The sequence below is a fragment of the Methanomicrobia archaeon genome (genome assembly GCA_011049045.1).
Classification (GTDB): domain Archaea; phylum Halobacteriota; class Syntropharchaeia; order Alkanophagales; family Methanospirareceae; genus JACGMN01.
Map to the genome: position 1 here is coordinate 1 of DSCO01000029.1, position 13,578 is coordinate 13,578.

Annotated in this window: 15 protein-coding genes; 6 read left to right on the top strand and 9 right to left on the bottom strand. The window is 52.5% G+C overall.

What is annotated here, in order from left to right:
• Positions 1-370: 370 nt before the first annotated feature.
• The gene (locus tag ENN68_03425) at positions 371-2,281 is read right to left on the bottom strand and encodes a PKD domain-containing protein (GenBank protein ID HDS45135.1); all 1,911 of its coding nucleotides are present in this window, start codon (positions 2,279-2,281) and stop codon (positions 371-373) included.
• Positions 2,278-3,798: a hypothetical protein gene (locus tag ENN68_03430; protein ID HDS45136.1), complete on the bottom strand. Its 1,521-nt coding sequence runs from the start codon at positions 3,796-3,798 to the stop codon at positions 2,278-2,280. Before ENN68_03430 ends, ENN68_03425 begins: the two co-directional genes overlap by 4 nt.
• A gap of 218 nt (positions 3,799-4,016) precedes the next feature.
• Between ENN68_03430 and ENN68_03435 the strand changes: the two genes are divergently transcribed.
• Positions 4,017-4,541 carry a cob(I)yrinic acid a,c-diamide adenosyltransferase gene (locus tag ENN68_03435; protein HDS45137.1) on the top strand — a complete coding sequence of 175 codons (525 nt, stop codon included), beginning with the start codon at positions 4,017-4,019 and terminating at the stop codon, positions 4,539-4,541.
• A 15-nt stretch (positions 4,542-4,556) separates the two neighbouring features.
• Positions 4,557-5,162 (top strand): DUF447 family protein, encoded by a 606-nt coding sequence (locus ENN68_03440; protein ID HDS45138.1) that lies wholly within the window; start codon positions 4,557-4,559, stop codon positions 5,160-5,162.
• A 337-nt stretch (positions 5,163-5,499) separates the two neighbouring features.
• On the opposite strand, the gene thiC is transcribed toward ENN68_03440, so the two are convergent.
• The gene (gene thiC / locus ENN68_03445) at positions 5,500-6,780 is read right to left on the bottom strand and encodes a phosphomethylpyrimidine synthase ThiC (protein ID HDS45139.1); all 1,281 of its coding nucleotides are present in this window, start codon (positions 6,778-6,780) and stop codon (positions 5,500-5,502) included.
• An 89-nt stretch (positions 6,781-6,869) separates the two neighbouring features.
• Complete coding sequence (locus ENN68_03450; GenBank protein ID HDS45140.1) at positions 6,870-7,604, bottom strand: UPF0280 family protein; 735 nt, start codon at positions 7,602-7,604, stop codon at positions 6,870-6,872.
• Positions 7,605-7,700: 96 nt separating this feature from the next.
• On the opposite strand from ENN68_03450, the gene ENN68_03455 reads away from it, so the two are divergent.
• From ENN68_03455 to ENN68_03465, 3 genes are all read left to right on the top strand, one after another.
• Positions 7,701-8,693, top strand: a complete 993-nt coding sequence (locus ENN68_03455; protein HDS45141.1) for a hypothetical protein — start codon at positions 7,701-7,703, stop codon at positions 8,691-8,693.
• A gap of 121 nt (positions 8,694-8,814) precedes the next feature.
• Entirely contained in the window at positions 8,815-9,183 is a 369-nt protein-coding gene (locus ENN68_03460) for a hypothetical protein (protein ID HDS45142.1), read from the top strand.
• Positions 9,184-9,229: 46 nt separating this feature from the next.
• Positions 9,230-9,496: a hypothetical protein gene (locus tag ENN68_03465; GenBank protein ID HDS45143.1), complete on the top strand. Its 267-nt coding sequence runs from the start codon at positions 9,230-9,232 to the stop codon at positions 9,494-9,496.
• Here ENN68_03465 and ENN68_03470 read toward each other — a convergent pair.
• From ENN68_03470 to ENN68_03490, 5 genes are read right to left on the bottom strand one after another with little or no spacing between them, the layout of a single operon-like run.
• On the bottom strand, positions 9,486-9,914 hold the full coding sequence (locus ENN68_03470) for a 6,7-dimethyl-8-ribityllumazine synthase (protein HDS45144.1): 429 nt from the start codon (positions 9,912-9,914) through the stop codon (positions 9,486-9,488). The genes ENN68_03465 and ENN68_03470 overlap by 11 nt on opposite strands.
• Positions 9,915-9,929: 15 nt before the next feature.
• Positions 9,930-10,469: a DUF4276 family protein gene (locus ENN68_03475; protein HDS45145.1), complete on the bottom strand. Its 540-nt coding sequence runs from the start codon at positions 10,467-10,469 to the stop codon at positions 9,930-9,932.
• A complete protein-coding gene (locus ENN68_03480; protein ID HDS45146.1) occupies positions 10,466-11,542 on the bottom strand; it encodes a DUF2813 domain-containing protein in 1,077 nt (358 codons plus the stop codon). Before ENN68_03480 ends, ENN68_03475 begins: the two co-directional genes overlap by 4 nt.
• A 52-nt stretch (positions 11,543-11,594) precedes the next feature.
• Complete coding sequence (locus tag ENN68_03485; GenBank protein HDS45147.1) at positions 11,595-12,059, bottom strand: riboflavin synthase; 465 nt, start codon at positions 12,057-12,059, stop codon at positions 11,595-11,597.
• Between the two features lie 26 nt (positions 12,060-12,085).
• Complete coding sequence (locus tag ENN68_03490; protein ID HDS45148.1) at positions 12,086-12,460, bottom strand: 4Fe-4S dicluster domain-containing protein; 375 nt, start codon at positions 12,458-12,460, stop codon at positions 12,086-12,088.
• Positions 12,461-12,630: 170 nt separating this feature from the next.
• Here ENN68_03490 and ENN68_03495 point away from each other — a divergent pair, with 170 nt between their 5' ends.
• Complete coding sequence (locus ENN68_03495) at positions 12,631-13,566, top strand: DNA polymerase subunit beta (protein HDS45149.1); 936 nt, start codon at positions 12,631-12,633, stop codon at positions 13,564-13,566.
• Positions 13,567-13,578 lie beyond the last annotated feature (12 nt).

Here is a 13,578-nt window from a genome sequence, read left to right on the forward strand (position 1 = left end):
ATAGCCTGGGAAAAGCGGAGAAACAAACAGTATAAGAGAATCGACTGGCGCTTTACAAGACAGAATGCCGACCAAAAACTATCCCCCTACTATGTCTAAGAATTACCTGGTCAAGACACTAGCGATGATGGATGGTAAATGAGCGGAGCGTCGTCTTGATCGCGGAGGATTAAGTTATACGCACAAATCTTAGCACGGGTGAATATACCGGTGTGCCGGTTGTCGTTGCCCCGGCTCGAGAACGTTCCGGCTAGATTCGCGTATCCCGCTGGTCCGTCTTTCGTGACTTTCGCGACCGTGATACGTTTTTTCAACAAATGCGTCATGCCGCGTGGTGCCACACCACCGCTCGCTTTCTAAGGTGGCGGACTTAAGTCAGCTTTATCGCTGGTATCCAACCCTCGTGCTGCTTGCCGTTCACGTCCACGAACTCCGAGCTGGTGATCCACCCCTTCGCTGTCAGTAGTTCGGGTGTGTGGTGAATCTGGGGATAAGAACCAGTTTTGATAATATAGCTATACGTCTCACCTGCTACAAGCGTGAAGTTCTTATCGAACGAAAGATTGTGCCAGTCGCCTACGTAACCGTTCCAATACACCTCTGCTCCGTCCCACGAAGCGTTCCATATCTTGGCGTAGTTGATATGTCCCCCTGTACCGGTACAGGGATAGAGGTAGATCTTACTCACGTTAACGGTGTGCGTCATCGTTATCGTTCCGGTATGGGTGCCGGGTATACTGGGGTAGGTGCCTGGCCCGGTATCGAAGTAGGGCACGTCCAGAAACACTTTAATCACTCTGGACGTTCGATTCGTTGCTCCCTCGTTATCCGTTAGGGTTAAGTTGACGGTGTACTCACCTGTAGATGCATAAGCATGTATAATAATCGCCTCTGATGTGTCTGCTATAGTACCATCGCCAAAGCTCCAGTTGTAGCTAATAATGCTGCCATCGGGATCGTAAGAAGCAGAGGCGTTGAAGAATATAGCTTCATTTACCGTAGGATTCACGGGCAAATAACTGAATGATGCAACAGGTGGTTCGTTTGTTGTTATCGTCAGATCCTCGATAGCAGGAGAAGACCACGCTCCGTAATCGTCCTGCACGATGAAGTAAATGATGTGCGTTCCCCCTGAGAGCTCAGACGCTGGTTTGGTGAAAGATGAGGAAGTATTCAAAAGACCATCAATGCTGGAAGTCCAGTTATAAGCGACGACAGAACCGTTAGAATCGTTCCCGTGACCGATAAAAGATAGGGTATCCTTACCCTGCTTCGCGGGGTTTGGTGTTATAGAATCAATGCTGGCAGTTGGCGGGTAGTTCACTGAATCGAATATTATCACGATTGTAGTATCCGTATGCCCATCACCATCATCTGCCTTCACGGTATACGTCCCTTCCACTGCATCAGCTGTGTCGAACGTCACGTTGAACATGCCATCTTCCGCTCTAGCCACCTTAGGTCTTAACTCCACAGGCCCTATTACCGTGACGAGGATTGTATGTCCATCCTCTCGATTGGTAGTCCCGCTTACAGCCAATGGTTCTCCAATTCTTACCGACTCAATCGGATCGAGTTCGACATACGGAACTTCCACCTTTATTGAGCACAGGCTCATCAAATCATCGCTTCCTGCGGCTGCTGTTGTTGCATCAGATATTATTGCACGAAGCTGTTCCTGCGTCTTAGAAGAGAGAGTATATTTCTTCTCTAATTCCTCCATGAAGTTATCACAGGAGGTCCCTGAAGGCAAGCCATTGTAGACACCATCGGCTCCAGGAGTAAGTACCACAATTGCATAACTGCCGAGGTCCACATTAAACCCTACGTTTATCTTCTTAGAAAATGTACCATCTGAAGCAACGGTCACGGTAGTATTGTAAATACCGTTACCACTTCCACTGATTACGGTACCACCAAAGCCTTTTGGACTGATTATAAGTAGATTCAAAATAGTGTTGGGCGTAGCATTACCATTGATAGTAAAACGGTCTTCTAGCGCTACGGTGTCCCTCGATAGCCAAACTACCAAGCCCATGCCACTCATATCTATGATCAGGTCAGTTCCTGCGGCGATCGATGAAACTGACTTTATACCAACTTTAAGGGCCATGGACAGATCAGGCTCAGAAATCGCCTGTTTATCGATGATATTGTATGAACCCCCATTGCTTCGAGCATCTGTGGTTCCCGTCACAGCCACGAAGATCGAAGCGAACATGAACACTGTCACTACAAAGCCCACCAGCGTTTTTTCCTTTCTCTTTTGGTCTATCTTCATTTCAGTTTTCTCATCTGTCTCGTTTTTTTCAGCTCCTTCTGCTTTTCAGCGCCAAAAAAAAATATTACGAGCAGTCCTGCAATTGCGAATATCGCATCGAATCCTGGTTCTTCAGGTGTTGGTGCTGTTTCTGGATACTCCGCGCCTGGCATGCTTGCTTCTGGAGGGACCCCGGTAACTGGTACGCTCGGCTCCCGAGTTGGCGTAATGGTGGGCGAGACCGAACGTGTGGGCGTTACCATGGATGTGGGTTCAGGAGTGAAAGCAATAGCAGGACTGGGACTTGGAGTTGGCACGGAAATAATCGCTTCGCCGAGCGTTATCACAAATATATCCCAACTCCCAAGATAGTTATGTTCGAATAAAATTTTCGAGCCATCAGGGCTCCATTGTGGATTAAAAATTAATTCGCCCTGATATTCGCTCGCGACAAGTAGTATTTTATCTCCACCGTCAGAATTCATTACCCAGATACCAGCATCATCTTCAGAGCTGAATACTATTCTGCTCCCATCATAATTCCACTTTGGGTTAAATTCGTCACCACGTACATATCCCTCCCTAACTAGTTCTGGATTTAAAAAAGGTTCATAACCTGATTGATAATAGCGAGGGCGTGTATCTGTTAAGGTTCGTATGCTGTTAGCTCTTAAGTCAAATACAACGACATCAGTATAATCATAGTCTGAATAACGATTGGTTACAAAAGCAATTTGTGATCCATCAGGATTCCAGGTGGGCTGAGAATAGTTAAATTCTTCAAATAACCGTTTCTCTTGAGGCAGTAATCTTATTTTGTTACTACCATCAGGATTCATAACCCAAATTTCTTTACCATCCGGTATGGCCCTTTCGAATGCTATTTTTGACCCATCCGGACTCCAGAGTGAATTATAAGCATCACCAGACTCGGTCAGTTTCATGACGTTGCTGCCATCAGACTCCATCACCATGATTTTATAATCGCTATTAGCGATCAATTTTGAATCATACATGATTTTCGATCCCGCGGGGCTCCATTTTAAATTAAAAACCGTCTGATCGTGTATAGGAGGGGTTATCCTGGTCGCATTGCTGCCATCAGAATCCATCCTATAAATGTAAAGCTCATTCAACTTGCTTGATGATACAAAGGCTATTTTAGCTCCATCAGGGCTCCATGTTGGCTCAGAATGTTCGTACGCATAGTCGGGTGTACTGATCATTCGCCGATTTTCGCCCGCAGGGTCCGCTAACCAAATACATGAATTTGGACCTCGTTCGGTTGATGCATATATGATCGCGGTTCCATCAGGACTCCATTCGGGGTGGAAATTAATCCCGATCGTTGTAACTTGCTGAATTTGTACCTTACTACGGTCGTATTTAAACGCGGATGAAATGCTCGTAAATACAAGAAAAATGATCAATACCGCTGTACAGGGCACAATCAAAGAACTTCGTGCTCTCATTCGTATCCCGCCTACTCTACCCCGCAACCCAGCAGAGGAACCAAACTTCCTTTTTGGCCCTACCATTTGGGTACCTCCACCTATTAGTAGATTGTCCCAAGGAGGTATATAAGCTTTTCTCTTTTGTGAACGCGCAGTTCATAGCCGCAAGGAATCAGACCGCAGCACCGCCCCACGGGGCAGATGGTCTGTCTCGTGTTGATATCTCCGTCTGAAGCTAAGCCAGGCAAGCTGTGCTGTACGTGCGTCTTTTACGATACGTGACCCTATAGTATACACGAACGATGGGCACCGGTGAGGGCAAAATAATCGTCTATTACGGGAAAGGCGAGGGAAAGACCACCAGCTCCATCGGGCATGCTATACGGGCGTTAGGGCATAACAAGAAGGTGGTAATACTGCAGTTCATGAAAGGACGGCAAACCACCGGCGAATATCAGTTTCTGAAGGATATTGAGAACCTCCAGATAGCGCTCTGTGGCGCGCCTTTTTTTCTGCGAGACGAGCGCTCACGGGAACTGCATCTCCAGAAGGCGCAAGAAGGGCTGGAACTCGCGCAGCGCGTGCTCAAAGAGCAGCAGACTGACCTTCTGGTTCTCGATGAGATATTATACGCGGTAAAATTCGGGCTGGTAGCCGAGGATGATGTCCTGGCGTTACTGAAGATGAGAAGGCGTACTGACATCATACTCAGCGGTAGGGAGCCGGGTGCTCGGATACTGAAGCTGGCGGATATAGCCACACACATGGAGAAGGTCAAGCATTACTGGGACGAAACCAGCAGCACAACGTCAGGAATAGAATATTAAGCGAGTGTCTTCTAAATGATGGATCTGGAAGCAGCGGGGATCGTTGAGGGGATATCGGAAGTGATCGTTACGACGACATCGGGTGCAGGCGCGCCGAACGCCGCACCGATCGGGCTTATCACACAGCGTACCGAAGTAGGTGATCTGCGCTATTCCGTCAAGCTCTACCGGGGCTCACAGACTCTTGCCAATGTGCGGGAGACCAGAACGCTGGCGGCGAACGTGACCGATGATGTGGTAGTCTTCGTAACAACCGCGTTTGCGGATCTGCGTGCCGCGTATTTCACTGTTTTTGAGGCTGTACCGGTATTAAAGGATGCGAACGCGTGGATTGTCTTCTCAGTAACCTCCGAAGCGGAGTATGGGGAGTATGTCCGATTTCTCTTACAGCCCGAGCGGATAAAAATCAATCGAAAAGCGGTGACGGCGATAAATCGCGGACGGAACGCGGTACTTGAAGCTGCTATTATCGTAACCCGGATTGATCGTGCCGAAGACGAGCGAGCACAGGCTGAGATGCGAGAACAGGTAAAGAATTACAAGGAGCTAGTCATGAAGTGCGGTGGGCCGCGTGAGCACGCAGCGATGCGGCTTCTGGAAGCGATTTGCTCGGACCGGTAAGCCGTAAGTAACCGCTTCGTGCTTCGGGTTTTCGCACTCAAGGCAGTGAAGATTTAAACGGCTCATTACTATGTCCGTACGTGACGTGCATCACGGAAGGATGATGAGATGACACTCCCGGTAGAAGCGGAAATTGAGCTGGTGAATGGAACGATCATCAGAGCAATGGTGGTGGAGGATATGAAGAACCGTAAGCTGGACATGTACGAGGGTAAGGAGAAGTATAAGCGCCAGATCGGGTTCATCCCCTTTGAAGCTATACTCAAAGTGGAATATAAGTAAGGTGAATATTGTAGCGAGCGCGTGCCCGTTTGAAGCGTTCAGTACCTGCCTGCTCTCACTTCTTCAAAAACTCACGCACCAGCTTGATCGCGCACAGGTCACCACAGATAGAGCACGCGTCGCTCTCAGACGGCCTGCTCGCCCGTATTCGCTGCGCTTCCTCGGGATTAAGAGCGAACTCAAGCTGCCGCTCCCAATCAAGATTCTTGCGTGCATGTGCCATCGCCTCATCTTTTGCTCGCGCCTGCTCGCGCTGGCCCACTTTGACCAGGTCGGCGGTGTGCGCGGCGATCTTCGTCACGATCGTGCCCTCCTTGATGTCGCTGACGGACGGCAAGGCGAGATGCTCTGAGGGCGAGACCATGCACAGGAAGTCCGCGCCGTACATGCCCGCGACCGCGCCGCCGATCGCACTCACGAGATGGTCGTAGCCCGGCGCGATGTCCGTGACGAGCGGCCCTAGCAGATACAGCGGTGCGAAATCGGTCACGTGCTTGATCACCTTCACCGCGGCTTCGATCTCGTCCAGCGGGACATGCCCCGGCCCCTCAATGAGCGCCTGCACACCCGCCTCACGGGCTCGCTGTGCGAGCTCGCCGAGTGTAATGGCCTCCATGAACTTCGCGCGATCGGAGGCATCGGCGATGCAGCCCGGCCGCATGCCGTCACCCAAGCTGAGCGTCAACTCGTACTCCTTCGCGAGCTCAAGCAGATACTCGTATTCCGCATAAAACGGATTCTCCTGCTCGTTATGGATCATCCAGGCGACGAGGAACGCGCCACCACGGCTCACAACGTCCAGAATACGATTGCTGCGTCGCAAGCGCTCCAGGGCAGTCAGATTCGTACCAGCATGGATGGTTACAAAATCAATACCGTCCTCCGCGTGCTTCCGAACTGCATTGAACATATCGTCCGAGCTCATATCCACCACTGTCCGTGCGCCCACCCGCTCCAGCGCCGCCCGGTAGATGGGTACCGTTCCAACAGGCACGGTAACTTCCTTCAGAATACGTCTGCGCGTCTCGTCCAGGTCGCCACCGGTCGAGAGATCCATTATCGTGTCCGCGCCGTAGCGCACCGCAATGAGCGCTTTCTCCACCTCTTCAGCACAGTTCACATAATCCTTCGACGTGCCCACATTCACGTTCACCTTCGTGCTCATCAGCTCGCCGATCGCTTTGAGCACTGGCTCTCGGTTATCTGCCCGTTTCGCATTCCGCGGGATGACCACGCGCCCGGCATCGAGCAAGCGCTGCAACTGCTCCACGCTGACGCCTTCATTCGACGCCACGCGCTTCAATTCGCTCGGTTCCCAGGTAGCTGCAAAGGACATGGTGCTCGATAAACAATACGATTGATACGGTTCTCCGCTACAGTAGCTCTACTATTACATTCATTACTTTTGAGCCGATTGGTAAAAACTTATTCAGTTTTGACGAGCGCCGGCAGGTTCCCCCACGTCGCCAGCATGTCCTTATAAATCACCAGTGCACCGGCAATACCTGCTACATGGCTGATGGCGCGAAACGCCGCTTTGAGCTCCTGCGCGTCCGTAACAGCGTTACCGAGCGCAGTAGCAGCGGCATCGGCGAGCGACGCGCTTGTACCGACCACCGTAGCGGCATCAGCGATTCCAAAACTGATCGAATGCCCGACCGTGCCCGATGAGGTACACACGGTCTGCAACGAAGGCGAGGGCGTGAGCCGCAGCGCAATCCTGCTTGAGAATGGGCTCGCCCCTGCGTATATGCCCACGAGTACCTCGCGATCACTGAGCAGTGCTATATCACCACCGTTATCCACCATTGCATAGGTCGCACCGGCATCACGCATCGCTTCCACCGCGAGTTCTGCCAGCGTCCCTGCAACCGCGGCCATAGGGCCGATACCGAACTGCTCCGTGGATTCGATCATTCTCTGCACGATTTCAGGCAGTTCACGCTCACGTTCTCGTTCTCGTTCACGCACCCCACCGCCTACCACCTCCTCCTCGAGCTGATACTGCTCGAGTGTCACGAGAAAATACGGGTGCCAGCGCGCGAACCGTTCCAGTTCCCGCCGCTGGCGCTGTATCTCAGCTTTCGCCAGCTCTATGTACCGCTTCTCGTCCGCGGTAATCCAAACGCAGGTCTCTTTGTGCTGGAAATACGCTTTCATCTCGCTCGACTCAGGTGCTGCTAGCTACTTGTTTTTAGTATCGCCCGTCCCTGTACTTTAAATTAGCAGAGGCCTATGTGAACGGCGTTCCCAAAGATGTCGGTGAAAACACCGGATGCGGAAACGGCTTGTACGCAGTTACGAGCACTCTTGAGCGCTGCCGTGGCAGAAACCGATACGGACGCAGTGCTGCTCTCCGGCGGGTTGGATACGAGCATCTTAGCCGCGGCCTCCGCCGCGCAGGGCACGCGAACAACGGCCGTTACCGTCGCACTTGCGGGAACGCGTGCACCTGATCTCCGGTATGCCCGGATGGTCGCGCAGCAGTTCTGCGTAGAGCACCACGTGATTTATGTAACGGTAGATGCGGCACTCGAGAAACTGCCGGCGGTGATCGAGACGTTACGGACGTTCGACCCCGCACTCCCCAACGATCTGGTCATCTATACCGCGTTAGAGGCTGCCAAGCAGCTGGGGATTACCCGCGTCATGACCGGCGATGCGGCCGATGAGCTCTTCGCCGGCTATTCCTATATGCATGCGCTCTCGCCCGATGCTTTGCGGACATACATCAACAGAATCGCCAGAACGATGCGTTTCTCATCGAATTCGCTGGGCACATCACTCGACATAGCGATACAGCAACCGTTTCGGAACCCGAGAGTTATTGCGTTCGCATTATCTCTCGATCCCGCCGTGCTCGTGCGGGAGCAGGTCCGTAGATTGTACGGTAAATGGCTCTTACGAACAGCATTCGAGCCGGACCTGGGCGAGCTTGCATGGCGCGCGAAAGATCCGATCGAGGTTGGCTCCGGCGCAGCGGAACTCCGCGAGGTTATTCGGCGTACCATTTCAGATACCGAATTCGAGGCGAAAAAGCAAGGATACAGCATGGCGTTCATGAACAAGGAGCAGCTCTATTTCTATGAGATCTACAGAGCGGTGGTGGGTGAGATCCCGCAGGGCCATGGTAAACGGTGCTGCCCGCTCTGCAAGGCCGAACTGCCCGGTGATAAGCTCCACTGCGCGATCTGTGGGTTCGCCTATCCGCTCACACGGTACGTATCAGAGCGTTCGGAAAGCGAGTGATCGGTTTTATGACCACCACCAGAGGGCCGCTGAAATGCGATCGAATAAGTAACACCAGGCACGTTGGGTATAGGTAAGCAGACGGTGGAGCGACTGGACTGAGAATACGGAGAACATGAAGATGCATCCACTCGCGTACGAGCATTTGAAGAAGATAGTGCGCGAGCAGCAGCAGATCGGTCCGAATAAGTCCTGCGATTATTATCCCTGCCACTTCGAGGGGCAGGATTGCACCTGGTGCTTCTGCCCGTTTTATCCCTGCGAAGACGAAGAGGTCGGTGGTAACTGGGTGGAGCGTCGGGACGGTAGCCGTATCTGGGGCTGCTCACACTGTTTCTGGATCCATCGCGCGGATGTGGCGCGGGCGCTTCTGGAAGCGTTCACGGCACGGGGGATCGAGGACGTCGCGGAAATTGATGCGCGTAGAGATGAGCTCATGCAGCTATTTCAGTGGCTGAAAGTGCGGTATCCACCAGAAACCCGAGAATGAATCTCTTGCTCAACAATAGTATATCCCCGAGCGAATCGCCGCGCGCTTGATTTCGCTGCTCGGCCGGCCCGGCGGGCAGGATGTGCCCCAGCAGGTGAGTTCTGGGACAAGAGTCCACCTGACCATAGCGGCAATGAGCGCTGCGTTACCGGTGAACCTGGAGAAGCTGGGGTATTATTCCGTGGGCACGCGCTTTCCAGCTGCAGCCGGACGGGATAGAGAACGCGCGATACGAATAATGAAACGTGCTTCGCTCCTCTTTGCGCTCGGCTATCTCGCCGTACTGCTGATCTGCGGTATGGTCACTCTTTAAGCCGTTTCACCAGCTTTACCGCAGCCTCTACCGCCCGCTTTGCGTAATCAACGCGTTCCTGAGCCTCTAACCGCGTCATCCCGGGGCCTGCAACGCCCAGCGTCACGGGCTTATCGTACTCCAGCGAGAGGTCCATAATCTTCCGCGTCAATTGCGACCCGATCATCTGATCATGCTCTGTTGCACCCTCGATAATGCAGCCGAGCGTCACCACCGCGTCAACCTCACCCTCAGTGAGCAGTTTCTTCACCGCTAAGGGCATGTCAAACGTCCCGGGCGTGTATAACGTGCGCGTGACGGTCGCGCCGAGAAACGCAGCATGCTCCCGGCCAAGGATCTCCATCTGATACGTGATGTCCCGGTGAAACTCCGAGACGACGAAACCCAATTTCAGCTCCCCTTCTTTTTCTTCCGTCATCTTCCCCACCTCTGCTCATTCTATAAGTGTTTTGAACTTTTTAAAGGAAGGACATTTGGTGATAACCTTCTCTACTCTGAGTCGTCGGGCTAGTTCACGCGGGGCTTCTCCGCCTTTTAGATATACTCTCCCAGATCTCTTAAAGAGCTCATCCAGGACATCCTCAGGTTTGCATTCGTTTTCAGGGCTATGAATTTCCCGCACCTCTGAGCTGAGATAAGCGCCAATTGCCGCTTCATCCGCGAGAAGCCACGATTCTATCGCATGAACGACCATACAGATGTGGAGATCCCCCTCAACGGGTAATCCCAGTTCTTCCAATTTTTCCCGCAGATGACGCTCCTTCTCATGCGGATCGGCGCAATGAGAATCCTTTAGTATCACTACTTTTTCACAATCAGCAAGTAGATCTTCCACATACGAGCCTGTCTTCCGTGGACTTTGTATCGTTGCGCCCCGTCGGGATCTCCTGATCTTTGCAGGCACTCCCAGCTTATGAGTAATTTCACGAATTACCTTCTCGTCGGACGTCCCTTCGACTATTACGCCGATCATGGATTGCCGCCCAGACCTCCACCATACCAGTATTCGCCAAGTGCCAGTCCAAGCTCTGCTAAACGTTCTTTGAGTTTGTCACCTTCTTTTATTCTACTTATAACCGTCGCGTTATTTTTTTTCTCGACGATTATCACGTCTTTGGGCTCGACAAAATCAACGAGATACGGCGAATGCGTGGAGAGGATAATCTGCTTATCTGATCCCTTCAAGACCTCAACTAAAAGCTCAAACAGTCGCGGATGAATGAAGTTCTCCGGCTCTTCAAAGCAAATTACGTTCGCCTCTTCTGATGCGATTGCGGTGATATACGCCAACAGCTTCAGCGTGCCATCAGAAACTTGAAAGTAATTAAACGGCGAATCAAAGCCTTTTTCTCTGATTGCAATGTACGTATCTCCTTCTTCCGTCAAGGGAGTCAGAAGCTCGTCGATCTGCGGGATTGCTTGCCGCAATATCTCCTCTATTTTGTCAAAAGTCCTGGGGCGCTCGTTATGTAACGAGAGCAGAACTTGCGCTAAATTTCCACCGGTTTTTTCCAGAACGAGATTCTTCTTCGCCGAATCTTTCCGCCTCATATCGGAGGTCATAAAATTATAGGATCGCCAGGCGGTGAGATAGTCTCGGAATTCTGGGTATTCCTTAATTGCTGAATCCCAACCACCTAATTGCCGCTGTTCATATTTCGTTTCAGACGGGGCTGACACCAACATTTTCGCCATTTCACCAGGATGACGCTCAATAATCTTTTCACCTGCGATGGATAACTCTTCCTCGACTATACCGTTTTCAGAAAGCGAAATAAAAAACTCGGAAACTTTGTTTTCCAGCATGAACTCAAGGGATAATTCAATAGTCACTTTTCTGCCACCGAAGACTACACGTTCGTATCCTCCTCGAGTGTCTAAGTCTCTGTAAACATTGTCTGTGGTGAGTTCTGAAATGAACGCCAAGCAATCCAGCAAATTGCTCTTTCCGCTCGCGTTCGGGCCGATTAAGACGTTGAATTTGTCGAGTTCTAGTTCTAGATCCTTCAAACTCCTGTAGTACTTTATTTTTAGCTTCTTTATCATCTTCCCACTTTAGCTACCCCAAATAATTGTTTGTTTTGCTCTATAATACGGATCACACCCGCAGCGGCCCCGCATCCTCGAAGCCTTCACGTTTGCCCTGACCCGCTTCACGCTCCAGCTCCTGCGGCTTGAAGAGCAATTTGATCACGTTCTGCGCATGCTCGCGAGCTCGGCGGTCTGCGAGCCACGCCAACGCCTTCTCATCCTCGAGCTCGTCCTCGTAGACAAAGACCTCAATGATATGCGTCGAGGTGAGCAACTGCGCGCTAATGAGCCCGGTCGAGGCCTCGTGCGCACACTGCTTGTCAATCGCTTTCGGACCCGGCATCCCGAGCGCCATAACGATCTCGCAGCCGCGTTCCTCGACCAGCTTCTTCGCAGCCACCGGCAGGTCCTTTATTCCCGGAACGGTGTACCGCTCGATCTTCACCGATGCGTGCTTCTGCAGCTCTGCAATCGCGGCCGCAGCCATATCATAGCGCGCAAAGGTCGTATCGGCAATCCCTACTTTCTTCATTTCACCGCATAGCTCACGTACGTACATCACGTCACGCAGGTCAACGCCCTCCGCGGGCATGCTTTCACACACATCTCGCAGCGCACGCACTTCTCCTCATCTAACGTGAGCGTCCAGGACGGATCGAACGCGAAGACCTCAGTGGGGCAGACCGAGATACACGCACCACAGTGGACGCATCGTTCATCATTCCACGCGACCAGCTTCAACAACCGCCGGACTTCGATCCCCTTCGCCCTGAAGAGATCCACCACCTGGTCAGCTTGCTTGTTCGGCACGTCGATGATGAGCTCGCCCCGGGTCGCCGTGTCGATGCTCATCTTTACGCCCGTTTCGAGGATGACTTCGGCAGTATAAGGCAGCTCATCCAGCGGTAACGGGAACTTCAAGAGCAGCTTCATGAGTATCTATCCCCTTTATACTTCTCTCTCTGGAGTTATATAAAACGTGGAGCAGGGCAGAAAGTCACCCGCTCACGTACCACCAGAGCTCGTTTTGTAGTCTCAGCCTGAAAAACGGCCGCAGCTATTTCTGTGATTACGCTTTCATTTTTTACAAAAAAGGGAAGGCTATGAGAGCGCGCATCCGTGATTTCGTGATCACCTGGCAGGACTGGATCTTCTCGGTGGTCAGCTACGACCTCGGCGGCGAGCACCTGCAGTGTTTCTTGCGTTATGTCCCTGATGCGCAGGGCGACAGAAACTCAGACCACGGCAGATACCGCAAGCTGGATTTTCACGAGGCTTACGAGTTCTTACGCCGCCATCGGCCCGAGTACGTGACGGATGTGCATGCCGTACCGCTTGAGGACGTGCAGAAGATTCTGCGGCCTGAGGAGCAGTTACCACGCATCGCCGCGCAGAACGAGCAGGTCAGCGCCATCTATGCATTACTCGCTCAGCACATCCCTCGCGGACAGATCGGGATCACCGGCTCGTATCTCTGCGGTCTCAACACCGCCGTCTCAGACCTCGATTTCGTCATTTACGGCCGCCGGCACTTTGACACTGCGCGAGCGGTGGTGCAGGCCGCAACCGCCGACGGGCGCCTGACTGCGATAGCCGATACGCTCTGGCGCAGGATATACGCGAAACGGCGGCCGGAATTGAACTATGAGACGTTCATCGCACACGAACTCAGGAAGCAGCACCGCGGGGCGCTCGGTGATACGTATTTTGATATGCTGTACGTACGCGACGCGGACGAGCTCCGGCAACTGGATCCGCGGAATTACGAGCGTGGCGAGAAGCTCGGGTACCAGACGATTACAGCACGGGTGACTGATTCACGGTTCGCGTTTGATAGTCCCGCGATCTACGAGCTGGAGCACCCCGAGATCGCCAGGATCCTCGCCTTTACCCATACGTACGCCGGGCAGGCGGTAGCCGGGGAATTGGTAGAAGCTCGTGGCATGCTGGAACGAACAGCAGCTGAAACGCGATTGGTTGTGGGCACGACACGCGAGGCACGAGGTGAGTGGATCTGCTCACGCGCCGCCCTTGGATAAGCCGCTCGTTCG